The following is a 23,533-nucleotide window of genomic DNA, read 5'->3' as shown; positions in this document are numbered from 1 at the left end:
GGAGATTGTCATGGCTGTCAAACGCCAACTCAGCATGGTGCTGGATTTGAACAAGTGCATCGGCTGTCAGACCTGTACCGCCGCGTGCAAGCTGATGTGGACCAACCGTAACGGCCGCGAGTTCATGTACTGGAACAACGTGGAAACCCAGCCAGGGCTTGGGTACCCCCGCGACTACCAGAACATGGGCGGCGGTTTCGACGATGACGGTGCGCTACGCCTGGGCCGCCAGCCCAGCCAGGAGGACTACGGCATCCCGTGGGAGTACAACTACGAGGAGGCGCTGATGACCGGCACCGACCCGTGGCTGCGCCCCCACGTGAAGCCCACCTGGGGCGCCAACTGGGACGAGGACCGGGGCGAGGGCGACTACCCCAACAGCTTCTACTTCTACCTGCCCAGGCTCTGCAACCACTGCGCCAACCCCGGCTGCCTGGCGGCCTGCACGCGCAACGCCATCTACAAGCGCCAGGAAGACGGCATCGTGCTGGTGGACCAGGAGCGCTGCCGGGGCTATCGCTACTGCGTCAACGCCTGCCCCTACAAGAAGGTCTACTTCAACGAGCAGATCTCCAAGTCGGAGAAGTGCATCTTCTGCTACCCGCGCATCGAGAAGGGGCTGGCCACCGCCTGCGCCCAGCAGTGCGTCGGCCGCATCCGCTGGATCGGCTACCGCGACGACGAGGAGGGTCCGATTCACCAGCTGGTGGAGAAATACAAGGTGGCGCTGCCGCTGCACCCCGAGTGGGGTACCCAGCCCAACGTCTTCTACGTGCCGCCGCTGTCGCCCTCCAAGTACGCCTCCGACGGTCGGGAGCTGGACGAGCCGCGCATCCCGCTCGAGTACCTGGAGAGCCTGTTCGGGCCCCGCGTCGGCGAGGTGCTCGACACCCTGCAGGCCGAGCGCCAGGCCAAGGCCGAGGGTCGCGAGAGCGAGCTGATGGATACCCTGATCGGCTACAAGCACGCCGAGATGTTCAAGCTCAGCTAGGAGAGGCGCCATGACCCAGCCCACCGCCGCATCTGCCGTCTCTGAACAGACGGCACGGCTGGCCGCCGAAGCGTCGCTGTATCGCCTGGCGGCGGCGCTTTTCGGCTATCCGCTGGCCGAAACCCAGCAGGCGCTGGAAGACGGCCGCCTGCACGCCGCTCTGTCGTCGGCCTGGCACACGCTGACCGGCGACGCCTGGCCGGCGCTGCCCCCCAGCGCCAGCCTGGACGACATGGAAGTCGGGTATATGGCCACTTTCGTGCACGGCCGTCGCGGCAAGCCACGCGTAGCACTGCTGGGAAGTGCCTACGACGCGCTGCTCGCCGGGGAAACCCCCGGCGGCTATATGCTCAACGTCCAGGCCTTTTATCGCCACTTCGGCCTGCAGGCCGCCCAGGGCGACGAGGGCCATCTCGACGAGCCCGATCACCTGGTCAGCATGTTGGAATTCTGTGCGCTGCTTTGCCATCTGGAAACCCAGGCGCTCAATCGCCAGGGCGACGCTGCACCCTACCGCCGCGCCCGGCGTGACTTCATCGCCCGCTATCTGGCCCCGATGCTGCATGCGGTCAAGGAGCGCCACGCCAGCGCCGGCAATTACGGGCTGGACGCCACCCTGGCGCATTTGATTGCCGTGCTGCCCGAATGGGCCGAGCGCGAGCGCGCACGGCTTGAAACCCAGGTCGGGCCCTGCCCCGAACCGGGCAGCCGAGCTGCGGCATCGCCCAACCAGGCCATGTGGGACTGACTGCCCCACTGCTCGAATCACGGCGTGCCCGGATACCGTCCGCGCCCCTACACTGTTGAGGAAACATGCCATGAAACTGCGTCATCTGCTATTCGGCACGGCAGCGCTGGCCTTCGCCGGTACCCAAGCCATTGCCGACAGCAACGTGTACGACCCCAACGTCACAGCCGTCCAGCCTGGCGATAGCGTCAAGGTCTCGACGGTGCCGGGCAACATCTATCTGCGTACCCAAGACGATCCTGACGATCTGATCTGGGATCGCCTGCCCACCTACCGCACCACCCTGTTTCCCGCGCCGCCGGTACACCGGTCGGTCAAGCTGCGCTTTACCGAGGAAATAGAAGCCGGCAAGACGCTATACTTTCAGGTAGCACGCACCGACGAGCGTTTTTATCTGCGTCTGCGCTGGAAGGACGCAACCCGCAACGGCAGCACAACAGTGGATGACTTCCGCGACGGCGTAGCGGTGCAGTACGCCCTCAACGGTGCGGATACCTCCTATATGATGGGCTCCGGGCCGGACAATCCCGTCAATATCTGGTACTGGCGCGCCGATCACGAAAAACGGGTTGACAACCTGGCCGCAGGCGGCTACGGCAGTACAACCACCCTGCCCGACCAGAACGTGGAAGGGGCCAGCGCCTATATCACCGAAGAGAACAGCGCCAATAACGAGTGGCATGTGGTAATGTCGCGGCCGCTGGATACGCAAAACAGCGAATACAGCGCAGATTTGCGTCGCGATACGGTGCCCATGGGCTTCGCCCTGTGGCAAGGCAGCGACAATGAGCGCGACGGTAACAAGCGTGTAACCCATACGTGGATCATGCTGGATACCGGTGCCGGCACCGAGACATCCACAGAAGGTTAACGAGGTAACGACGATGTCGGTTTCCCATTTCTCGCCCGATGAGCGTGACCCCCTGGCATTGGCGCCGGCTGACTGCGGCCGCGGCCACTCCTGCCAGTTTTGCCCCCACGAGAGCACCTGCAGCCTTGACAAGCCGCAGCATGAAAAGCGCCTGATCGAGTCCCGGCTAAGCCAGGTCGGCCAGATCCTGCTGGTCATGGCCAACAAGGGCGGCGTGGGCAAGAGCACGGTATCGGCCAACGTCGCCGCCGGGCTGGCTGCCCGAGGGTACCGCGTGGGCGTGGCCGATGCCGACATCCACGGCCCCAATCAAAGCCGCTTTTTCGGCTTTGCCGGCGAGCGTATCCGCCTGAACAAGGAAGGGCTTTCCACCCAGGCGTTTACCGCCGAGGGCGTTGAGCATCCGGTCAGGATTGGCTCGCTGGCGTTCATGATGGAAACCGACGACACCCCGATCGTCTGGCGCGATGCCTACAAGCACGACTTCATGCACCACCTGATCGGCTCGTTCGACTGGGGGCCGCTGGACTTTCTCGTCATCGACATGCCCCCGGGTACCGGCAACGAGCTGATTACCCTGGCCGATATGCTGGAAGGCCAGGACGTTGCCGCCCTGCTGGCCACCACGCCTCAGGAAGTCGCGCTGATGGACAGCCTCAAAGCGGTGCGTTTCTGCCAGGAGCGCAGCATGCCCCTGCTGGGTGCCGTGGAGAATATGTCCGGCGTCACCTGCCCGCACTGCAGCGGCCATTTCCACCTCTTTCCCCGGGCGCATCTGGCCGAGGCGCTGGCCGAGCACGACGTTGAATCGCTGGCGCAGATTCCGCTGTCCCCGGCACTGGCCAGCGGTTCCGACAGCGGCCGGCCTATCGTCATCGATGCCCCGCAAGGCCCCGAGGCCCAGGCATTTGCCCCGGTGATCGACGCCTGCATCGCCCATGCCAAAGCGATGTTTGCCGAAGCCGCCGTGGCATCGCTTGATACGCTGGCGCAAGGGGCCAGCAATCAGTTCGACGCGGCCCTTGCCGATCTGCCACAGGAGCAGCAGGACGCGCTTCGCGGCCAGCTCGCCGATCTGCTGCGGCAGTAACGCATGTTGCCTTTGCACCAGAACGCCTTCTCCCGAACGCCTTTTCAGGACGCATCAATGACCCAGACAGCCAATCCGGACCGCCGCCGCTTCTTTCGCCAGCTGCTCGACGGCGCCAATCCCAACGCTCCCCAGCGCGCGGCCTGGCATCGCGTGCCCGAAGTCGGCGCCGGCGACGGCGACGTGCTGTGGTCCGGCTGGGCCGGCGACGGCGAAGTCTTTGTGGTCGGCGATGAGGCCATGGTGCTGCACTTCGACGGCCACGCCGATGCGCAAAATCGGCTGTGGAAGCCCATGGAAACCCCCGGCAACCTGCCGCTGCATGACGTTTGGGGACCTTCTCGGGATCACCTGTTCGCCGTCGGCTGGATGGGCTGCATTCTGCACTTTGACGGCACCCGCTGGACACAGCAGTACGGCGGCCTTGTCGACGACGAAAGCCAGGCCTTTATTGCCTGCGCAGAAAATACGCCGCTGTTCGCCATCGACGGCAACGCCTCCGGCCACGCCTGGGCGGTAGGCGATGACGGCATGATTCTGCACTACGACGGCCACGCCTGGCAGCGAGAGACCAGCCCCACCTATATCAACCTGCGCGCCGTTGCCTGCACCCCAAACGGTGGCGTCTACGCCGCCGGCGGTGAAGGCACCGTGCTTTATCGCGCGCCCGACGGCGGCTGGCAGGCGCTGGACTGCCCGCTAAGCTCCGGCTTTCAGGCCATGCTGGTGGTCGACGACGACACGCTGCTGCTCGGCGGCGGGCGCTACTTTGTCGACCAGGGCGGTTTTCGCGGCGAGCTGGTGCGCTACGCCAACGGCCGCTTTCAGGCCATCGAGGTCGACACGCCCATGCCGCGCTTGCGCTCGCTGCGCCCGTACAAGGACGGCGTGCTGATCGTCGGCGATCGCGGCTATCTGTTCTATCTGCGCGATTTTCTTACCGAAGCACGCACCGCAAAGCCGCGGCTGTACCAGCTGGAAAGCAACTGCCACCACGATCTGATGGACATCGTGCCGCTCTCTACCGGCGAAGCGCTGGTGGTGGGTGATTTTGGCACGGTAATGACCGCCGCGCCGGACTTCATCAACGTTCTGGCGCCGGCGGTAAGCGCCGCTTCGCAAAAACCCCGCTGGGAAGCCATGGACTCACCTACCGACCGCCAGCTGTGGAATCTCTGGGAGACCCCCCAGGGCACCTGCTACGCCTGCGGCGAAGCGGGTACGGTGCTGCGCCTGGCGGCCGGCGCCGAGCGCTGGGAGCCGCTCCCCGCGCCTACCGAGCTCAATCTGCACTGCGTGTGGGACGCCGGTGAGGGCGGGCTTTACGCCGCCGGCCAGTTCGGGCAGATTTTCCGTTTCGACGGCAGCGACTGGCAGCTTCACTTCGATCTGCACCTGGATATCACTATTCTGTCCATGTGGGGTACCCGCCCGGACTCGATTTTTGCCGTGGGCGATGAAGGGCTGATTCTCCACTTTGACGGGCTGGGCTGGAACCGACTGCCCAGCGGCACCGCCTCGGCGCTTTACCATCTCTGGGGCATGGACGACGAGCATCTGCTGGCCGTGGGCGATTTCGGCCTGGTGCTGCGCTATAACGGCCGCGAGTGGACCGACTTTGCCGCGGGCACTGAAAACTTCCTCTACGGCGTATGGGGCAATGCGCTGGACAATATCTACGCCGTGGGGCTTTCCGGCACCCTGGCCCACTTCAACGGCCAGCGCTGGAACCTGCTGCCCATTCGCGTGCGCGACGACTTACTTTCGATTACCGGATCGGCCGCCGCCGGCGCTTATGCCGTAGGCACCCACGGCTGCGCCCTGCGCCTGGAAAACGGCCAGTGGCTAAGCGAGCCGACCGGCACGGAGCTGGGCCTGCGCTCCGTGCTCGCCACCCGCAGCGGCGAGGTATACGCCGTAGGCGATCAGGGCACCATCATGCGCCGGCCTGTGCGCTCTGCTTGATGTCAGCCGCTGCCGTCCATGCGGCAGCGGCTGCTTGCTGGCCTTGGCGCCTGCTGCCCTGTTACACCAGCGCCACTTCGGGAAAGTCGATCGCCGGACGAATCACGTTGTTCAGCCAGTTGCTCAGGCTGTTGACGCTCACCAGCCCGATGATTTCCACCAGCGTCGCGTCGTCAAGGCCTGCCTCGCGGGCAGCTCGGAGCGCTTCATCGCTGAGATGGCCGCGCTTTTCCAGTACCGCAAGCGCTACATCAAGCAGCGCCTGATCGTAGGCCGTCTTGGCCTTACCGGCTTGGGCCTGCATGGCCGCTTCAGCGCTCACGCCGGCCGCCCGGGCGCTTACGGTATGCCCGCTGACGCAATAGCCACAGCCGTTGGCATTGGCAACGGCAAGCGCAAGCATTTCGCGCTGGGCCGCGGAGAGCCGGCTGTCTGCGGTCATGGCCTGCTGAGCGGCAAGAAACGCGTTCAGCGTGCCGGAATGGTGCGCCATGCCGGCAAAGAAATTCGGCAGCATGCCGAGCTTTTGCTGCACCGACGCCAGCGCAGGGGCCGACTTATCGTCGGCTTTTTCGCGGCTTAGCAGGGGAAGACGTGACATAAAGAACCTCTTTTGTATACAAAATGGTCAGACGCACGCTACAAAATAGCGAAGCGCGCTAAAACAAGGCGTTTCTGAAGCGTTACACCGCCGGCTCGCAGCGTAGCGGCAAATCAGGCCGGGTGCGGTGTTCACCCCGTTCACGGCGTGCGCTCTGCAGCGCTGTGCGCAGCCCTTCTTCTACGGTGGGGTGATAAAACGGCATTGTTAGCAGGTCATCCACGGTCATTTCCTGCTGGATCGACCAGGCGAGCAGATGCAGCAGATGCTCTGCATCCGGCGCGGCCATTTCAGCGCCCAGCAGCCGGCCGCTGCGTTCCTCGGCGTATATCTGTAAACAGCCAGCGTTGCGCCCGGCAGTCAAGGCACGTCCCTGGCGTGAAAAATCAGCGCGGCCGGTCACGATCCCGCTCGCCGGCAGCGAGTCTGCGGTGAGCCCGGCATACCCTGCACCCGGCTCGGTAAATACCACCCCCATGGGCGTACGCCGCGCGAGGCGCTGGGCTTGCGGGTTCAAGGCATGATGAGCAGCGATGCGTCCGGCGTCTGCGGCTTCGTGCATCAGCGGGCGCAGCCCATCCACGTCGCCGGCGATAAACAGCGGCAGATCGCCCACGCGCAGGGTGGCCGGATCAAAGCGGGGCACGCCGCGCGCATCCAGCGTCACGCCATGGTTTTCCAGCCCGATACTCTCCAGCCCCAGCCCCTCGACGTTAGGCCGGCGGCCGAGCGAGGCCAGCACCCAGTCCACCTCTACGTCGCGGCCGTCGGCCTGCACCACAATACCGGCCTTGCCTTCGCTCAGCTTGACATCCGCCCCAACGGTGACGTGCATCTGCCGGCGCAGCGCGGCAAGCAGGCTTTGATTGACCGGCTCTGCGCCAAGCCCCGCCACGCGAGAGCCACGGGTAAAGCCGTGCACCTCGCAGCCCAGCTGGGCAAACGCCTGACCCAGCTCCACGCCAATGGGGCCAAGGCCGACCACGCCGACCCGGCGGCCGGGTGCTGTAAGCTCAAAGACTTCGTCAGAGGTCACTACGCGCTCGCCAAACGTACGCCAGGCCTCGGGCAGATTGGGACGAGTGCCGGTGGCGATAATCACCGCCTCGGCCTCGATGCGCTCACCGTTGACGTCAAGCGTCGTCGGCGAAACAAAGCGCGGCCGGCCGTGAATGCTGCGCTCGCCCAGCGCCTTGGCCGTGCTTACCGCCCCGGCGGTGAAATCGTCGCGCAGGCGGCGAACGTGGGCCATAACGGCGGGCAAGTCCATCGTCAGCGCCTCGCCGTTTTGCATGCCACATTCGGCCAGCCAATCGCGACGGCCATAGGCGTGAGCCACTTCCAGCAGCGCCTTGGAAGGCATACACCCCACTCGCGCGCAGGTAGTGCCGTAAGGCCCGGCGTTGATCAACACCACATCGTCTGTATAGCGCCTGGCCTCCTTCAGCGCCGTCAGGCCGGCGGTACCGGCGCCTAGAATGGCAAGCGTCACGCGTCGCGTCATGGATATTGCTCCCGCTTGTGTTTGAAAAGCTCCGTCCAAGGGCGGCTACACGGGCCGAATACTGGCTACGACTGGCGGCGGCAGGTATTCAGACCCAGCAGGCGATACGCCGGGCAGAAGCTGATAAAGCCGGTCGCCAGCGGCAGGATGCCTACCCAGCCCCAGGCGCCGATAACATCGGTAAGTGCCAGCACAATCAGCGCGATGCCGACTACGATGCGTATCGTTTTATCTATTTTGCCTACGTTGCAGTTCATGACGTTCTCCCCAATACCGTGCTGTTGTATAGCGATAAACTTGTTGAATAGCGATAAACGCGCGTCAATCCCGGCTTATTTTTCCGGCTGCCAGGCGACGTCAGGGTCCACGCTATAGCTCCAGGGCAGCCCGCTATTACGCCAACCGTCAACCGCTCGCACACCGACGGATTCACCCTGTTCCAGCTTGCTGCCTTCAAAACCGTCAGTGACCGAATACACTTCACTGTAGCCCATCTGGTGAATCGCATCTGCCGCCGGTGCGCTGCGGGTAGAACCTGAGCGGCACATCACGATAACCGGAGCGTCCTGGTCGACCCCCTGGGCTTCCAGCTGCTCGCGTACCTGATCGGTAAAGTCTGTATTTTTATGCATCGGCCAGGTGCGCGCTTTTTCATTGAAGCGATCGCGGTCCGCCAGCATCCAGGGTACGTGGATATCAGTGGGCGTGGCGAAGCCGGTGAACTTGGCCTCTATCGGATCACGCACGTCGATCAGCACGGCGCTTTCGTCATCCTGCATCAGCGCGTAGGCCTGTTTGGCGTCAAGATAAAGCCCCAGCTGCGTCTCCCGGTAGCTATCGGACGATTCGGCAAACGCCGGAGCGGCGCTTAGCGTCGCTGCCAGCAGCACCGGGGCCCAAGCGTAGTGAATCTTCATGGCGGCTCCTTTCAGTATGATGACCCGGTCGAAAGCCAACCGAGCGCTGTCCTTACAGACTATCCGAGACGCCAGATACTTTCAATAAAAATATAATGTTTAAAAATAAGATGTACCCGCCACTTGCGTATCGAACGCCGCAGGGTGTCTTCGCCGCCTTCCGGCTGCGCCAAGGTTGGCTTACCGTGCCGTCGATGGCCCATCGCGCGCGGTTCAAAAGCGGCGCCGGCACGTTCGTTCAAGCGTTAATTGCGTTAATGAGTGTGCGTGTGCATGCGACAGACAGCGTCGTATAGCGATGGAAAGATGGATAAATCAGCCGCCGCGCTACCGGGCGGCTTGATAAATCGATGCGTTTCAATAATGCAGCACGGTACGAATGCTTTCGCCCTTGTGCAGCAGTTCGAAGGCCTCGTTGATCTTTTCGAACGACATGTCGTGGGTGACAAAATCGTCGATATTGATCTCGCCGTTCATGTACTGCTCCACATAGCCCGGCAGCTCTGAGCGGCCTTTCACGCCGCCGAAGGCAGAGCCTTTCCAGACTCGGCCGGTCACCAGCTGGAACGGGCGGGTGCTGATCTCCTCACCGGCACCGGCCACGCCGATAACGACCGATTCCCCCCAGCCTTTATGGCAGCATTCCAGCGCCGAGCGCATGACATTGACGTTGCCAATGCACTCAAAGGAGTAGTCGACCCCACCGTCGGTCATGTCGACGATCACCTCCTGGATGCTGGCCGCGTAATCTTTAGGATTGACGAAATCAGTAGCGCCGAACTGCTCGGCCAGCTGAAACTTCTCCGGATTAATATCAATGGCGATAATCCGGCTGGCCTTGGCCATAACGGCGCCCTGAATCGCGGCGAGACCGATGGCCCCCATGCCAAAAATGGCAACAGTAGCGCCCGGCTCCACCTTGGCGGTATTCAGAACGGCACCGATACCGGTCGTTACGCCACAGCCCAACAGGCAGATCTTGTCCAGCGGCGCCTGTTGCGACACCACGGCCAGCGACACCTCAGGCAGCACGGTATACTCGCTGAAAGTCGAGCAGCCCATGTAGTGATGCAGCGGCTGGCCGTCCAGTGAAAAACGCGTGGTGCCGTCGGGCATCAGCCCCTTGCCCTGCGTGGCACGCACCGAGCTGCACAGGTTGGTCTTGCCGGAAAGGCAAAACTTGCACTTACCGCATTCCGCAGTGTACAGCGGGATAACGTGGTCGCCGGGGCGCAGGCCGGTCACGCCCTCGCCCACTTCCTCGACAACACCGGCGCCTTCGTGGCCCAGCACCGAAGGAAACAGTCCTTCGGGGTCCGCTCCCGAGAGCGTAAAGGCATCGGTATGGCAGACGCTGGTGGCAACCATACGCACCAGCACTTCGCCGGCCTTGGGTCCTTCAACGTCGATGTCGACCAGCTCCAAAGGCTTGCCCACTTCCAGGGCGACGGCAGCGCGTGACTTCATCTTCATTCTCCTCGCTTGGATGCAAAAACGTGCAACTCGCCAAAATAATTCAGGGGTGGCTCTGCGATGAGCTCGCCCCTTGGGCTCAACACCGTTGCGGTGATGCCGGCGCGCACGCTGTGGTTCCCAGTGTAGTCAAAAGCGCTATCTGGGATAATCCGCACCAAAGACATAACATTATTGTCACACAGCAATAATCCTGAAGGTTACAAGGGAGCCTCCATGCAACGCTGGGATCGTATCGAAGCCTTTGTCGAAGTCATACGGATGGGCACTTTTGTCGCCGCGGCGCGCGAGCTGTCGGTATCCCCTTCCCACGTCAGCCGGCTGGTGACCCAGCTGGAGCAGCAGCTGGACTGCGCGCTGCTCTACCGCACCACGCGCCAGATACGGCTGACCGACGCCGGGACACTCTATTACCGCCACTGCCGCCAGCTGTTCGACGGCTTTCGCGACGCTGAAGCCGCTATCGGCGATCTGCAGGGCCGGCCTCATGGGAAACTGTCGCTCACCTCGGCCACCACGTTCGGTGAGCGCTTTATCGCCCCGCTGGTCAATGATTTCCAGATTGCGCATCCGCAGCTGGAGGTGCGCATGCATTTTACCAACCGCCAGGTGGATATCATCGACGAAGGCTTTGACGTCGCCATCCGCATGGGTCGTCTGGAGGATTCCAGCCTGATTGCCAAGCGCCTGTGCGAGCGCCGCGAATACGTCGTGGGGGCCCCGGCATATTTTGCACGGGCTCCCCAACCCCACGCCCTGACAGAACTCCACCGACATCGCTGCCTAATCGGCAGTCGCAACCACTGGCGCTTCGCCGTAGACGGCGCACGCCGCGAGGTGCGCGTCGATGGCCCCTGGCGCGCCAACTCCGGGCCGGCCCTGCTCGATGCCGCTTTGAAAGGGCTGGGACTGGCGCAGCTACCCGGCTATTACGTAAAAAAACACCTGGATAACGGCGATCTGATCTCAGTGCTTGACGCCTACCGCCATGACGATAACGCCGTGTGGGCGGTGTTCCCGCGCCATCGGCAGCGCTCTCCCAAACTGCACTACTTCATTAATCACTTGGCGGAGCACCTGCCGCAAAACTTTCCGCTGTAGTCGCTTGTCAGGCTATTTGTGCAAGCCTGGATGGGCATGGCAGGTGGGACGGCGCGGCTATGTAAAAAACATGACCGCCGTACGGGCTATCACCAGAAGCGGCGGCGCTTGTTATAGCCGCACGGCAAGCACCTGCAGCACATCGCTAACGCCGGTGTGGTAGACGCCTTCTTCTACGTTTCGCGTCAGTTCGCGCCCCACCACAAAGCGAAAATCCGCGAAATTCGCCTGCAGCTCTTGCAGCGTAAACATCACGTCAGGATTCGAAGGGCCGCCCGTGTCGCGCGTGGCCTGGGCGGGCAGATAGCCTTCCAGAATAAAATACCCGCCGCGCTTCAAGCCGCGCTTCACAATGGCGTAGCTTTTTTGCCGCACGGCCTCGGGCGTGTGAACCCAGATCATCGTGACGACATCAAAGCTCTCCGCCGGCGGAACATAGTCGTTAAGATCGGCTTGCTGAGTCGTCAGCGTTACTTGGCGTTTAGCGGCCAGCTGCTGCGCCTTCTCCAGCCCCACCCTTGACTGGTCCATGGCCGTCACCGCGTACCCAAGTTCCGCCAGGAACGCCGCGTTTCGCCCCTCGCCTTCCGCCAGGCACAGCGCACGCCCCGCCACCTCCGGCGAAAGCTCACCCAGCGCTTGCTGTAAAAATTGATTGGGCTGCTCACCGTAGGCGTATTCCGCACCGGCAAAACGCGTATCCCAAAAGTCGGTAGTGGAACGTTGCTGGTTCATGTACATGCCCCTGAGATTGCTAAAACCCTAATAGAGCCATAGTCAGGTATTTTTGGCTACTACAGCGCCTCCCATCGGTATTTTTATTCGATGCACGACTATTTTCCCCTAACCCCATGATTTCATGGCGGTATCATTCAGGCTGGGCTAGTCTGATGGCTTTCCGCCATTGAGGCTGTGCCATGCCGGTTTTTCACCCTCGCGTAAACGACACGGGGCAGCCCGTACCCTTGCGTTCCCCTTCCACGCCCACGCCGCTATCGTGCTGGGCTGACGCCAACGCCATCGCTCGGGTGGTGCCTGACGGCCCCTTGCCGACGCATCTGAGCGGGCTGGCGCTGGCCCCGTGGCCGGACGATACACCAGGTGATGTGACGCGGCTCTGGCAGAGCGCGGTGACGCCGCTGGCCTTGGGGCGGGACACGCCGGCGCTGCCCTCGTTACCCGGCAAAGTGCCCGCCGCCGGCGCGGTGGTGCTCGAGCCCGACGGCCGGGTGTGGGTCATTCACCCCAGCAACGGCTTTGGCGGCTATCGGGCGACGTTCCCCAAGGGCAGGCAGGAGCCGGGGCTGAGCCTTGAGCAGACCGCGATCAAGGAGACACTCGAGGAGGCCGGGCTGGCAATTGAGCTGATCCGCTGGCTGGTGGACGTGCCGCGCTCGGCCAGCCTGACCCGCTATTTTCTGGCACGGCGTATCGGCGGCAGCCCGGCGGCCATGGGCTGGGAAAGCCAGGCTGTCAGCCTGGTGCCTATCAAGCGCCTCGGCGAGGTGCTGCATCACGCCAACGACCAGCCACTACAAGAGGCCTTGCACCATGATGCCTAACGATACCGTACCCTCTGCCCCACTGAGCCATTACCGCGGCTGCTTGCTCGCCGGGGCCTGCGGCGATGCGCTGGGCGCTCGGGTGGAGTTCTGGCCGCGAGCGGAGATTATTCAGCAGTTCGGTGAACCGGGCATTACCCACTTCTGGCCCGCCTACGGGTGCACAGGGGCCATTACCGATGACACTCAAATGACGCTGTTCACTGCCGAGGGGCTGTTGGCCACCGAAGCCCAGCCGCGGGTGAGCGACATCGAGGGGCATCGTCGGACGGGGGCCGCCGCGTTGCAGCGCTGGCTACTGACCCAGAACGAGAAAAGCGCTCTGACAGACCCGACAAGCCCGGTCAAAAGCGCGCTGGTCGCTGATCCCGTCCTGCATGCGCGACGCGCGCCGGGCAACACCTGTTTGTCGGCACTTCGAGAGATGAAGGTCCTCGGCGAGCGGGCGGGGAACCACAGCAAGGGCTGCGGCGGGGTGATGCGAGTCGCGCCGGCGGGGCTGTTTGCGGCTACCCACGGGCTGGCACCGGAAACGACGTTTGCCCTGGGCCGGGAGCTTGCGTGGCTGACGCATGGGCATCCCAGCGGCTACCTGACCGGCGGTGTGCTGGCCGTGTTGATTCAGCGGTTGATCAAGGGCGACAGCCTGGAAGACAGCGTAACGCTTGGCCTGGCGCTGCTGGCCGAAGAAGACGGCCACGAGGAGACGCGAGACGCCCTGCAACAGGCGTGGCGTCTGGCGGATAGCCCGACACCTTACCCGGAGGCCATCGCCGCCCTGGGCGAAGGCTGGGTCGCCGAGGAGGCGCTGGCCATTGCCGTTTATTGCGCGCGGGTAGCCGAGGACCTGCGCCACGGCGTGATACTGGCGGTGAACCACGACGGCGACAGCGACTCTACCGGGGCGATGGCCGGCAACCTGCTGGGCGCGATGCACGGCGAGGCGGCTATCCCCCAGCGCTGGCTGTCCGAGCTGGAGCTGCGCGAGACGATCGCCCTGATGGGCGAGGCGCTTGGCCCACGCTAAGGCGATAACAATGGGCGAAAAGACAAAAGGCAGCCCCGAGGGGCTGCCTTTATCCGTGGTCTGAAGGAGTTTGTATCCGCCAAACAAGCGGCCAGCGTTTAGACGTTTAGCAGCGCTTCGCGGCCATCCTTTGCTTTTTCGATACCAAAAATCCCGCTCAGCACGCTGTTACCGGCGGCAAGCCTTTTCGTGCCGTAGTCTCGCCGTTTTTGATCAGGTGGTCATGGAGCCCTGCCTGCATCATCCGCAAGGGCATCGTGTGGTCCACACGGGACTGAAACTCCAGCAGGATGTAAAAATAGACTCGCTGGGTCACGCCTTCCCACGTTGCCTGCACTGACCACACCACGTCTTCGATCTTTTCCTGATTCTGTAATGGTCTAATGAAACCGGACACTCACTTGGGTGATAAGCTTGCCATCCTGAACGAGGTGTCTCATGACCAGAAAACGACGTTCCTTTTCCACGGAATTCAAGCAGGAATGTAGTGGTCAAGTATTTTTGGCCATTGGCGAACGGTGGTCAGCTGGCACTCTTGTACTCTTTCGTGTTTCTCTACCTGTTCATCACCGGTGGTGGTGAATGGAGCCTGGACCGACTGCGCACAAAAGCATGACCTAAAGTCTGGGAGTGACAAACCGAACGCTGGCTGACTGTTGGCTTATCGACTGACGAGAAGCTCCTAATAAATGGTTGAGCCAATTATCCGGCTCGGCAACTGAGCTGAGCGATCTATCCAGGACACCAATACCATGAGCAACACCGAATCAAACCCTGCGCTGTTCGAATCGCGCGAGTGCCCCGTCATTGACGGCCACCGACTGATTCAGCATCTCGCCTCGCGTACCACCGAGGTAGGCGGTATTCCCATCAATCGGGTTCTACCCCAGCGCGGACGGCGTCTGATCGGGGCCTGGTGTTTTCTGGACCACGCCGGGCCTGCGGTATTTTCCGTGGACAGTCAGGGCATGCGCGTCGGCCCGCATCCGCATACCGGGCTGCAGACCTTCACCTGGATGCTGGCCGGCGACATTCTGCATCGCGATAGCCTGGGCAGCGAACAGATCATTCGCCCCGGGGAAGTCAACTTGATGACCGCCGGTCGCGGCATTGCGCACACCGAAGAATCGCTCTCGAGTGAATCCCAGCTGCACGCCGCGCAGCTATGGATCGCGCTACCCCACGCCCATCGGCATACCGAGCCCCGCTTCGATCATTATCCCGACCTGCCACGTTGGCAGGAACAGGGCGTTGATATCACCCTGCTCACCGGCGTGCTCAACGGCCATGAAGCGCCCACCCTCGCCTTCTCGCCGCTGGTGGGTGCCGATCTGTTCGCCGACGCCGAGGCGTCCGTTCGCCTGAACCTGCACAGCCACTACGAATACGGCGTGCTCGTGCTCGAAGGCGGCCTGCGCATCGGTCCGGATAGATTCGCGCCAAACGAACTGGCCTATCTGGGCTGTGGGCTCGACGACATCGCGCTGGAGCTTGACGTCGGTACCCGCGTGCTGCTGCTGGGTGGCGAGCCGCTGAACGAAGAGATTTTCATCTGGTGGAATTTCGTGGGGCACAGCAAGGCCGAGATCGCCCAGGCGCAGCAGGAATGGGAGGCCGGCGATTCGCGATTCGGCGATGTTCCCGAATTCGACGGCGACCGGCTGATGCCGCCGCCCATTCCATGGCGCATGACCTGATATCTGACAAGAGGACTATACGATGAAACTGACCATCATTCTCACCAGCACCCGCCCTGGCCGGGTCGGCAAGACCGTTGCCGACTGGTTTTACGACTATGCCCGGGCGAACCCTGTCGGGTTCGAGATCGGGTTCGCGGATCTTGAAGACATCAACCTGCCGTTGCTGGACGAACCCAACCACCCCGCCATGCAAAAATACGAGCACGAGCATACCAAACGCTGGTCAAAGATCGTCAATGACTCGGATGCCTTCATCTTTGTGCTGCCGGAGTACAACTACACCCCGCCGCCATCTTTCGTTAACGCGGTGGATTATCTGTACAAGGAGTGGAACTACAAACCCGCCGGCTTTATCAGCTACGGCGGCGTCTCAGGTGGTATTCGTTCGACTGAGATTGCCAAACATATCCTGAACACGCTGGAAATGGTGCCGGTAAAGCAACAGGTGATGATCCCGATGGTCGCCGATCATCTCGAAAACGGCATGTTCACGCCCACGGCGATTCACGAGCAGAGCGCGCAAACCCTGCTTGAAACCCTGGCCCGGTGGGCCAAAGCGCTAAAAACCATGCGGTGAGTTAGAGCATGGTTCGACGTAGCGAATGATCATTACAGCCGCTATCTTTGCTGTTTTTCTGACACTCCCCGCCCGCTGCGCTACGCGCTTTGGGCGGGGAGTGTCAGACGGCAGACGAGCAGCGCCACCATAGCAGTAGGATTCCTCCGCAGGCGCACGTATCTCCTACAGGCGCACGTATCTCCTGCAGGCGCACGTATCTCCTACAGGCGCACGTATCTCCTGCAGGCGTAACGCTTGGCCTGGCGCTGCTGGCCGAAGAAGATGGCCACGAGGAGACGCGAGACGCCCTGCAGCAGGCGTGGCGGCTGGCGGATAGCCCGACACCCTACCCGGAGGCCATCGCCGCCCTGGGCGAAGGCTGGGTCGCCGAGGAGGCGCTGGCCATTGCCGTTTATTGCGCGCGGGTAGCCGAGGACCTGCGCCACGGCGTGATACTGGCGGTGAACCACGACGGCGACAGCGACTCTACCGGGGCGATGGCCGGCAACCTGCTAGGCGCGATGCACGGCGAGGCGGCTATCCCCGAGCGCTGGCTGTCCGAGCTGGAGCTGCGCGAGACAATCGCCTTGATGGGCGAGGCGCTTGGCTCACGCTAAGGCGTTATAGGGCGATAACGGTGGGCGACAAGACAAAAGGCAGCCCTTCGGGGCTGCTTTTATGCGTGGTCTGAAGGAGTTTGTATCCGCCAAACAAGCGGCCAGCGTTTAGACGTTTAGTAGCACTTCGCGGCCATTCTTGGCCTTTTCAATACCAAAAATTCCACTCAGCACGCTGTTACGCTCGGCCAGGTCATCATCGCTATAACGGCCTTCATCCACCAGATAGTAGCGCAGATGCGGCTGATAGGCCTACAAGATGCCCGGTGGCCAAAAATACTTGACCACTACAGTAATAGGTCCGCACATGGATACCCATCACCTGACAGGCCTTGGCCAGCCGAGTCCCGTCACGCCGGGCGTCTTGCACCAGGGTCACGATGCGCTGGCGATCCGGGAAGCTGGTCAGTCGTCCTCGTCGTGGGTCGTGCCCCAGATCGCCTCGGCCTTTTTTGATAGGGCCAGCAACGCCGCCGTCTCGGCGAGGGCCTTGTCCTTGCGGTGCAGTTCTCGCTCCAGCTTGCGGAGCCGCTTCTGCTCCGCCTTACGCGCCTGACGAAGCTGCTTAGCCTGCGCTGCCGCCTCTTCGTTGGCGTTCATGCAGGCATCCCGCCAGGCCTCCACCTGCTCGGGGTAAAGCCCGCGCTCGCGGCAATAGGCGCTGAGTTCTGCTTCGTTCATGGGGGCCGTCTTCAGGACGATCTGGAACTTTTTCTGGCTGGTCCACTGATCGGGCTGGGTGGAACGTGATGGCAAAACCTGTCCTCGTGCTCTGGCCTGTTTCCGCCAATTGTAGAGGGTTGTCGCGGTGATGCCTTCCTGCTCGGCCAGTTCTGGGATGGTCAGGCTCATGGGCGGTGCCATCTTCTTGAGGATGGCTTCCTTACCCGCTCGAACGGCCGCCCCGACAGCGCCGTATAGGCTACCGTGTTCTGGATATTGGCGTGACCCAGGTACTGCTGCACCGTGCGAATATCCGTGCCGCTGTTGATCAGGTGCACCCCACAGGCGTGGCGCAGGGCGTGCGGGTGCCAGGGCACCCCCAGCACGCGCACGCTCAGCCGAGCCAGCATCTTCCGAAAACCCTCGATACTCACCGGCGCCCCGCGTTCGCTGACGAACACAAAGCCGTCGCGACGCTCGGTGGCCGTCTGGTAGCGCTTGAGCGCGCGTACCGTCTCCCCCTGAAGCGGGTGCGTGCCGTCCAACGAGCCCTTGGCCCGCTGAACGGTGAGGGTATGGCCGCTGGCCAGGTCTAGGTGCTGCCACTTGAGCGCGACAAGCTCGCTCACCCGCAGGCCATGCTCGAAGGCCAGACGAATCATCAGCGCATCGCGCTGGCCCTGGCGGCCTTTCTTCGCTGCCCGGATCAGGCGATGCACCTCGTCGCGGGTCAGGTGCTTACGGCCCCGCGCCGCGTCATTGGTCGAGCGCGTGCGGACTGTCCGGCTTTCAGTGGCCGGGCGCAGGCGGGTCACGCGAGATGAAGCGGCGTCAGTCATGGGCTTGGGCTCCCTGGGCGGCGGACACTGTCCGGGTTTTAGTTAAAAGACTGACAGTTATTGATGCATTCAGCCAGCAACCGCTGGCCCTATAAACCCAACCGTTTGGGTTTATGCTATGCTGTCGCTATGCCAACTATCACCCGTTTCGATGGCTTAAGGGCCGTCATCTACCCCAACGACCATCGACCAGCGCACGTCCATGTCACCGGCAAAGGCAGTGAAGCAGTGTTTATTCTGAACAGCCCCAGTGGCCCACCGGAGTTGCGCGAAAGCTACCGCTTCAACTCACCAGAGCTCAAACGTATTGCGTCGGTCCTATCGGTAGAGCTGTTGGCCTTATGTGCTAGATGGAGGGAAATTCATGGCTATGACTGATGATGTTATCAAGCAGGCAGAAGCCCGTATGGCCACCGAGCGCAGCCATACTCACGCTACGGCAGCCCGGTATAGTAGGCGTAACAATCGAGTGATTGTCAGCCTGCACACAGGGCTTGAACTTGCTCTTCCCCCGCACCTGGTAGAAGGTCTCGCCGATGCGACGCCGGATGCCTTGTCCGAGATCGAAATATCGCCCTCTGGGCTCGGGCTACACTGGCCTCAACTCGATGCCGACCTCTATGTGCCAGCACTCCTGGAGGGGCAGTTCGGCACCAAGGAATGGATGGCTCGCCAGCTGGGTGCAGCAGGCGGGAAAAGCCGTAGTCCAGCCAAGGGCAACGCCGCCAGAGCGAATGGCTTCAAAGGAGGCAGGCCTCGGAAAAAACAAGGATAAAACCTTTCGACCACCAGCTATCCCCCTCTGTCAGCGTAGTTGTCACCCAAACGGATTGAGAGGTGTGTAGTGGCATAGTGAATTTGGCCAGCTGGTTTTGAGTGTATGATCACTCACAGAGAAAAAATCAGGTGGACAGAATGACCAAGAGAAGAAATTTTAGCCCGGAATTTCGCCTGGAAGCAGCGCAACTGGTGGTGGATCAGGGCTACACCGTGAAAGCCGCGAGTGCCGCGATGGGCGTCGGTAAAACCACCATGGAATCCTGGGTTCGCAAGCTCCGTGCCGAGCGAGCTGGTAAAGTACCGCAAAAAGGCGACGCCATGACCCCGGAGCAGCGCGAGATTCAGGACTTAAAACGCCGCCTGCGTCGATCTGAAGAGGAAAAAAACATACTAAAAAAGGCTACCGCTCTCTTGATGTCGGACGGAATGAATCGTACGCGCTGATAGACCCGTTGAGTGAGCAAATGCTGGTTTCCATGGTCTGTGATGCGTTCGATATCAGTCGCTCAAGCTACTACGACTACCGCCAGCGGCGGCAAAACATCGATGCCAGTCGACTGGCCCTGAAAGCGATGGTTCGCCGCGTGTTTACCCAGGGCCGAGGCTCCGCCGGTAGTCGGACGGTCAAGGCGCTGCTCAATCAGGCTGGCATTACCATCGGACGCTTCAAGGTACGCCGTCTAATGCGTGAGCTTGGCCTTGTCTCCAGACAGCCAGGGCCATGTGCCTATCGGATGGCAACGGTGGAAAAGCCGGATATTCCCAATTTACTGGCTCGGGAGTTTACCGTTAGTCGCCCCGACCGTGCCTGGTGTGGCGATATCACTTACATCTGGACAGGGCAGCAATGGAGCTATCTGGCGGTGGTCATGGATTTGTATGCACGACGCGTGGTGGGCTGGGCCATGTCTCGGCATCCCGATGCGTCGCTGGTCATCAAGGCGTTGGATCATGCCTGGATATCGCGCGGCAAACCGGACGGTGTCATGTTCCACTCGGATCAGGGTAGCCAGTATGCCAGCCGGTCGTTCCGTCAGCGGCTATGGCGTTATCGCATGCAGCAAAGCATGAGCCGTCGTGGCAACTGCTGGGACAACGCCCCGATGGAGCGCCTGTTCCGTAGTCTGAAAACGGAATGGATACCTGCGCTGGGCTATACGGCGCTGCACACGGCTCGTCAGGATATCGGTGACTATCTGATGGGCTATTACAACCGACAACGTCCTCATGCCTTCAACGGTGAGATATCGCCCGTGGCAGCTGAGGAACAACTTAACGTACTGTCCGGAATTAGTTGACCACTACAGTATACCACCAGCAACATGAGGGCCAGCCTGCACAATTCCATAGGATATCTTTTTGTTTGTGATATCGGCTAATGCCTTTTCTTCCCACCCATCAGGCACCATACCCAGCTCCTTACCTTTGCTCTTCTTCTCAACAAGCTCGTTACTCATCCGTCTCTCCCGGCGTGCCCGCCTGCCCAATCTGCTGCTGTACCCGCTCGCGCTCGTGCTCCAGCTCACGGCGCAGTTCTTCTTCCGTGGGCAGGTGCGGCAGGTACTTGGCGGCGAACATCTGCAGGTTGTCGGTAAGCACTGAGTATTTGACCACCGCTTCGCTTTTCTGGCTGCACAGAATCAGCCCGATGGTAGGGTTATCGTCGTCGCCCTTGCGGTGCTGATCGTAGATGCGGACGTAGCTGTCCATCTGGCCCACGTCCTGATGGGTCAACTTGCCCAGCTTGAGGTCCACCAGCAAAAAGCACTTGAGCTTGAAGTGGTAAAACACCAGATCAACGTAGAAGTCCTGATCCTCGGTGCGGATGCGCTGCTGGCGCTCAACGAAGGCGAAGCCCTTGCCCAGCTCCAGCAGGAAATCCTGCAGGTTGTCAATCAGCGCGCGCTCAAGGTCAGCTTCCAGATAGCGCCCGGCGGGCAAGTTGAGAAAGTCCAGCACGTAGGGGTCGCGCAGATACTGCCTGGCATCCTGCTGCGCCAGCGGTGCGGTGTTTTGCTCGGCCTCGTGCTCTACGGCAGCGCGGTCCTGGCTGCTGAGCAGGCGTTCGTAATACAGCGTGCTGATTTGGCGCTCCAGCGCGCGAACGCTCCACCCCTGTTGAATCGCTTCCTGCTGGTACCAGTGCCGCGCGGCGTCCTGCTCGATTCGTGCAAGGTGCACATAATGCGACCAGCTCAATTCGAGAGACACTGTCTCGCGTTTTGGAAACGCTTCGTAGAATCGGCGCATCTGGCGCAGGTTGGTCACGTCAAAGCCGCGGCCAAACTCCTCGGTCAGCTCGTCGGACAGGCGCTTGAGCTGCTGCTTGCCGTAGGCGGGCGCGGGCGCTGCCCTGCTGCTCGTCTTCCACGATCAGCCGGCCAATGTGCCAGTAGGTTTGCACCATGGAGCTATTCACCGTGCACACCACCTGGGTACGCGCAGCGGCCACCAGCTCGCGAATGTCCGTCACCAGCCGCTGGCCGGGTACCGGCGGCTCGGGGTGTTGATCGATCTCATACGTCATAGCCCAGCTCCTTGAGGTAGCCTTCCATCTGCTGATTGAGGCGTGCAACTTCCGCTTCGATGCCCTTGCGCTCGGCCTGTACCGCCATCAGGTCGATTTCATCTTCTTTTTCGAAGGTGTCCACGTAGCGCGGGATGTTGAAATTGAAGTCGTTCTCCTTGAGCTCGTAAGGGCTTGCCAGGTAGGCGTATTTGTCCACGCTTTCACGCTGGTGATAGGTTTCGACCACCTTGGTGATATTGTCGTCGGCGAGCTGGTTCTGGTTCTTACCCGCCTTGAACTCGCGGCTGGCGTCGATGAACAGCACGTTATCGTCAGCCTTGTGCTTGCGGAATACCAGAATCGCCGCGGGAATGCCGGTGCCGTAGAACAGTTTTTCCGGCAGGCCGATCACCGCATCGAGCAGGTTTTCCTCGATCAGCTTCTGGCGAATGCGCCCTTCCGCCGCGCCGCGAAACAGTACGCCGTGGGGCACAACAACCGCCATGCGGCCGCCGCTGTTGCCGCTGCCGGCGGGCTTGAGCGTTTCGATCATGTGCAGAATGAACGCATAGTCGCCCTTGGACTTGGGCGGCACGCCGCGCCGAAAGCGGCTATAGGGGTCGTCGCCGGCGCTTTCATGACCCCACTTGTCCAGCGAGAACGGCGGATTGGCCACCACGACATCGTAATGCTTGAGGCCGCCGCCGGCATCCAGCAGCAGCGGGTTGCGAACGGTATCGCCCCACTCCAGCTTGTGATTGTCCACGTTGTGCAGAAACATGTTCATCTTGGCCAGCGCCCAGGTGCTGCCGATGGCTTCCTGACCGAACAGGGCAAAGTTTTTGGAGCCGTCGTGGCTACGGCGAATGCGATCGGCGCACTTGAGCAGCAGTGAAGCCGAGCCGCACGCCGGATCGCAAATCTCGTCGCCGGGCCTGGGGTCGACAGTTTCCGCCATTAGCTCAGAGACTTCCGGCGGCGTATAAAACTCTCCCGCTTTCTTGCCGGACGTCGCGGCGAAGTTTTTGATCAGGTATTCGTAGGCGTTGCCGATCACGTCCAGATTGCCGATGCGGCTGGGGCTCAGGTTCAACTCGGGCTTGGCAAAGTCTTCCAGCAGATAGCGCAGAATGTCGTTTTTGTGCTTCTCGTCGCCCAGTTTGGTGGAGTTGAAGCTGATGTCCTGAAACACGTCGGCCAGTTTGCCGATGTTGGCCTCTTCGATGGCGTGCAGCGCCTTGTCGATACGCTCGCCGCAGCCCGGGTCGTGGCGCTGCTCGTAAAGCGCGTAGAAGCCGGCCTCGGGCGGCAGCACAAAACGCTCGTTTTTCATCAGCTCATCGATCAGCTCGGGGCGTCGCCGTACTCTTTCTGGTATTGGGCGTAGTGGTCGGCCCATACGTCCGAAAGGTACTTCACAAACAGCATGGTCAGCACATAGTCCTTGTAAATACTCGGATCTACGGTGCCGCGGAAGGTATCGCAGGCGCTCCAGATCGCCTGGTTGATCTGTTCCTGCTTGACGGTGTCGTTGCTCATATCAGCTTCTTTTGTCTCAATTTCTATGTGTCAGTGTATGTCGATCAGCTTTCAGTGATGACACCGCCATCAAGCAGCTGCTGGCCGGTGGCCTCGATCATGCGCTGGCGGTTATCGATCAGTCGGGTGAGTAACCGCCGCTCCTCCGCCGCGGCTTGCGCAAGCGCTACCATCACGTGCTGTTTTTCCAGCGGCGGCAGGTAAATCGGCACCTGAGCCAGCTGGGATTTTCTAATGCTTGGCGCGACTGAGCCTTCCGAACACATGGCAAAATAGCGCTGAGCTGCGCGATGATTAAGCTGCCAAGCCAAGAAAGCCGGCGTGACTGTTCAATGCCTGGCTTGAGGCGCACGTGATAGAAGTTGGGCGTACATACGGTATTGGGCGGCACTCGGCCGATCAGCGCTGCATCATGGCGCAAGATGCGTTTTTATAATCTTTCGACATTCGCAACAATATTCACGATGACTGCCCATG

Annotated in this window: 28 protein-coding genes and 1 pseudogene; 14 read left to right on the top strand and 15 right to left on the bottom strand. The window is 61.6% G+C overall.

Annotated elements, in window-relative coordinates:
* Positions 1-10: 10 nt before the first annotated feature.
* The 5 genes from clrB (at position 11) to ACZ415_RS10585 (ending at position 5,665) form a co-directional block, all read left to right on the top strand.
* Positions 11-991, top strand: a complete 981-nt coding sequence (gene clrB / locus ACZ415_RS10605; RefSeq protein WP_344702425.1) for a chlorate reductase subunit beta — start codon at positions 11-13, stop codon at positions 989-991.
* Between the two features lie 10 nt (positions 992-1,001).
* Positions 1,002-1,739 carry a molecular chaperone TorD family protein gene (locus ACZ415_RS10600; protein ID WP_344702423.1) on the top strand — a complete coding sequence of 246 codons (738 nt, stop codon included), beginning with the start codon at positions 1,002-1,004 and terminating at the stop codon, positions 1,737-1,739.
* Positions 1,740-1,809: 70 nt separating this feature from the next.
* Complete coding sequence (locus ACZ415_RS10595; RefSeq protein ID WP_344702421.1) at positions 1,810-2,610, top strand: ethylbenzene dehydrogenase-related protein; 801 nt, start codon at positions 1,810-1,812, stop codon at positions 2,608-2,610.
* Between the two features lie 13 nt (positions 2,611-2,623).
* Entirely contained in the window at positions 2,624-3,700 is a 1,077-nt protein-coding gene (locus tag ACZ415_RS10590) for a P-loop NTPase (RefSeq protein ID WP_344702419.1), read from the top strand.
* A 57-nt stretch (positions 3,701-3,757) separates the two neighbouring features.
* Complete coding sequence (locus ACZ415_RS10585) at positions 3,758-5,665, top strand: WD40/YVTN/BNR-like repeat-containing protein (RefSeq protein WP_344702417.1); 1,908 nt, start codon at positions 3,758-3,760, stop codon at positions 5,663-5,665.
* Between the two features lie 61 nt (positions 5,666-5,726).
* Here the strand turns inward: ACZ415_RS10585 and ACZ415_RS10580 are convergent, their stop codons facing one another.
* From ACZ415_RS10580 to ACZ415_RS10560, 5 genes are all read right to left on the bottom strand, one after another.
* Positions 5,727-6,266, bottom strand: coding sequence for a carboxymuconolactone decarboxylase family protein (locus ACZ415_RS10580; RefSeq protein ID WP_344702415.1), 540 nt, complete (start codon positions 6,264-6,266; stop codon positions 5,727-5,729).
* Positions 6,267-6,348: 82 nt separating this feature from the next.
* Positions 6,349-7,770, bottom strand: a complete 1,422-nt coding sequence (locus ACZ415_RS10575) for a dihydrolipoyl dehydrogenase (RefSeq protein ID WP_344702413.1) — start codon at positions 7,768-7,770, stop codon at positions 6,349-6,351.
* 65 nt (positions 7,771-7,835) lie between these two features.
* On the bottom strand, positions 7,836-8,027 hold the full coding sequence (locus ACZ415_RS10570; RefSeq protein WP_344702411.1) for a YgaP family membrane protein: 192 nt from the start codon (positions 8,025-8,027) through the stop codon (positions 7,836-7,838).
* A 75-nt stretch (positions 8,028-8,102) separates the two neighbouring features.
* A complete protein-coding gene (locus ACZ415_RS10565) occupies positions 8,103-8,687 on the bottom strand; it encodes a rhodanese-like domain-containing protein (protein WP_344702409.1) in 585 nt (194 codons plus the stop codon).
* Positions 8,688-9,044: 357 nt separating this feature from the next.
* Complete coding sequence (locus tag ACZ415_RS10560; RefSeq protein WP_344702407.1) at positions 9,045-10,154, bottom strand: S-(hydroxymethyl)glutathione dehydrogenase/class III alcohol dehydrogenase; 1,110 nt, start codon at positions 10,152-10,154, stop codon at positions 9,045-9,047.
* A gap of 222 nt (positions 10,155-10,376) precedes the next feature.
* Here ACZ415_RS10560 and ACZ415_RS10555 point away from each other — a divergent pair, with 222 nt between their 5' ends.
* A complete protein-coding gene (locus ACZ415_RS10555) occupies positions 10,377-11,261 on the top strand; it encodes a LysR family transcriptional regulator (RefSeq protein WP_344702405.1) in 885 nt (294 codons plus the stop codon).
* 111 nt (positions 11,262-11,372) lie between these two features.
* Here ACZ415_RS10555 and ACZ415_RS10550 read toward each other — a convergent pair whose 3' ends face one another.
* The gene (locus tag ACZ415_RS10550; protein WP_344702403.1) at positions 11,373-11,996 is read right to left on the bottom strand and encodes a class I SAM-dependent methyltransferase; all 624 of its coding nucleotides are present in this window, start codon (positions 11,994-11,996) and stop codon (positions 11,373-11,375) included.
* 230 nt (positions 11,997-12,226) lie between these two features.
* On the opposite strand from ACZ415_RS10550, the gene ACZ415_RS10545 reads away from it, so the two are divergent.
* From ACZ415_RS10545 to ACZ415_RS10525, 5 genes are all read left to right on the top strand, one after another.
* Entirely contained in the window at positions 12,227-12,823 is a 597-nt protein-coding gene (locus ACZ415_RS10545; RefSeq protein ID WP_344702401.1) for an NUDIX hydrolase, read from the top strand.
* Positions 12,813-13,850: an ADP-ribosylglycohydrolase family protein gene (locus tag ACZ415_RS10540; RefSeq protein WP_344702399.1), complete on the top strand. Its 1,038-nt coding sequence runs from the start codon at positions 12,813-12,815 to the stop codon at positions 13,848-13,850. Before ACZ415_RS10545 ends, ACZ415_RS10540 begins: the two co-directional genes overlap by 11 nt.
* 752 nt (positions 13,851-14,602) lie before the next feature.
* Positions 14,603-15,547, top strand: coding sequence for a pirin family protein (locus ACZ415_RS10535; RefSeq protein WP_344702397.1), 945 nt, complete (start codon positions 14,603-14,605; stop codon positions 15,545-15,547).
* A 22-nt stretch (positions 15,548-15,569) separates the two neighbouring features.
* The gene (locus tag ACZ415_RS10530) at positions 15,570-16,127 is read left to right on the top strand and encodes an NADPH-dependent FMN reductase (protein WP_344702395.1); all 558 of its coding nucleotides are present in this window, start codon (positions 15,570-15,572) and stop codon (positions 16,125-16,127) included.
* 89 nt (positions 16,128-16,216) lie between these two features.
* Positions 16,217-16,726 carry an ADP-ribosylglycohydrolase family protein gene (locus ACZ415_RS10525; protein WP_344702393.1) on the top strand — a complete coding sequence of 170 codons (510 nt, stop codon included), beginning with the start codon at positions 16,217-16,219 and terminating at the stop codon, positions 16,724-16,726.
* A 405-nt stretch (positions 16,727-17,131) separates the two neighbouring features.
* Here ACZ415_RS10525 and ACZ415_RS10520 read toward each other — a convergent pair whose 3' ends face one another.
* Positions 17,132-17,578, bottom strand: coding sequence for a transposase (locus ACZ415_RS10520; protein WP_344702391.1), 447 nt, complete (start codon positions 17,576-17,578; stop codon positions 17,132-17,134).
* On the bottom strand, positions 17,575-18,228 hold the full coding sequence (locus ACZ415_RS10515; protein ID WP_344702389.1) for a tyrosine-type recombinase/integrase: 654 nt from the start codon (positions 18,226-18,228) through the stop codon (positions 17,575-17,577). Before ACZ415_RS10515 ends, ACZ415_RS10520 begins: the two co-directional genes overlap by 4 nt.
* A gap of 63 nt (positions 18,229-18,291) precedes the next feature.
* Here ACZ415_RS10515 and ACZ415_RS10510 point away from each other — a divergent pair, with 63 nt between their 5' ends.
* From ACZ415_RS10510 to ACZ415_RS10500, 3 genes are all read left to right on the top strand, one after another.
* Positions 18,292-18,606, top strand: coding sequence for a DUF4160 domain-containing protein (locus ACZ415_RS10510; protein WP_425552706.1), 315 nt, complete (start codon positions 18,292-18,294; stop codon positions 18,604-18,606).
* Positions 18,593-19,003 (top strand): DUF2442 domain-containing protein, encoded by a 411-nt coding sequence (locus tag ACZ415_RS10505; RefSeq protein WP_344702387.1) that lies wholly within the window; start codon positions 18,593-18,595, stop codon positions 19,001-19,003. The genes ACZ415_RS10510 and ACZ415_RS10505 overlap by 14 nt, the downstream gene beginning before the upstream one ends.
* Positions 19,004-19,143: 140 nt before the next feature.
* Positions 19,144-20,306 (top strand): IS3 family transposase gene (locus tag ACZ415_RS10500; protein ID WP_344702385.1). Its coding sequence is split into 2 segments (ribosomal slippage): positions 19,144-19,399 and positions 19,399-20,306, totalling 1,164 coding nucleotides; the frame shifts between segments, so codons are not numbered across the junction.
* Positions 20,307-20,309: 3 nt separating this feature from the next.
* Here the strand turns inward: ACZ415_RS10500 and ACZ415_RS10495 are convergent.
* From ACZ415_RS10495 to ACZ415_RS10465, 7 genes and pseudogenes are all read right to left on the bottom strand, one after another.
* The gene (locus ACZ415_RS10495) at positions 20,310-20,465 is read right to left on the bottom strand and encodes a hypothetical protein (protein WP_344702383.1); all 156 of its coding nucleotides are present in this window, start codon (positions 20,463-20,465) and stop codon (positions 20,310-20,312) included.
* Positions 20,458-21,306 carry a PDDEXK nuclease domain-containing protein gene (locus ACZ415_RS10490; protein WP_344702481.1) on the bottom strand — a complete coding sequence of 283 codons (849 nt, stop codon included), beginning with the start codon at positions 21,304-21,306 and terminating at the stop codon, positions 20,458-20,460. Before ACZ415_RS10490 ends, ACZ415_RS10495 begins: the two co-directional genes overlap by 8 nt.
* On the bottom strand, positions 21,278-21,535 hold the full coding sequence (locus tag ACZ415_RS10485; RefSeq protein ID WP_344702381.1) for a DUF1016 N-terminal domain-containing protein: 258 nt from the start codon (positions 21,533-21,535) through the stop codon (positions 21,278-21,280). The genes ACZ415_RS10490 and ACZ415_RS10485 overlap by 29 nt, the downstream gene beginning before the upstream one ends.
* Complete coding sequence (locus ACZ415_RS10480) at positions 21,525-22,850, bottom strand: type I restriction-modification system subunit M (protein WP_344702379.1); 1,326 nt, start codon at positions 22,848-22,850, stop codon at positions 21,525-21,527. The genes ACZ415_RS10485 and ACZ415_RS10480 overlap by 11 nt, the downstream gene beginning before the upstream one ends.
* A gap of 11 nt (positions 22,851-22,861) precedes the next feature.
* The gene (locus ACZ415_RS10475) at positions 22,862-23,056 is read right to left on the bottom strand and encodes a type I restriction-modification system subunit M N-terminal domain-containing protein (protein WP_344702377.1); all 195 of its coding nucleotides are present in this window, start codon (positions 23,054-23,056) and stop codon (positions 22,862-22,864) included.
* 44 nt (positions 23,057-23,100) lie between these two features.
* Positions 23,101-23,268 carry a hypothetical protein gene (locus ACZ415_RS10470; protein ID WP_464387787.1) on the bottom strand — a complete coding sequence of 56 codons (168 nt, stop codon included), beginning with the start codon at positions 23,266-23,268 and terminating at the stop codon, positions 23,101-23,103.
* Positions 23,269-23,322: pseudogene (locus ACZ415_RS10465) on the bottom strand (hypothetical protein); the annotation flags it as partial.
* Positions 23,323-23,533: the final 211 nt, after the last annotated feature.

This window comes from Halomonas cibimaris (genome assembly GCF_055379665.1).
Note: the sequence above shows the minus strand (reverse complement) of the source record. Positions and strands in the feature narration are given on the sequence as shown.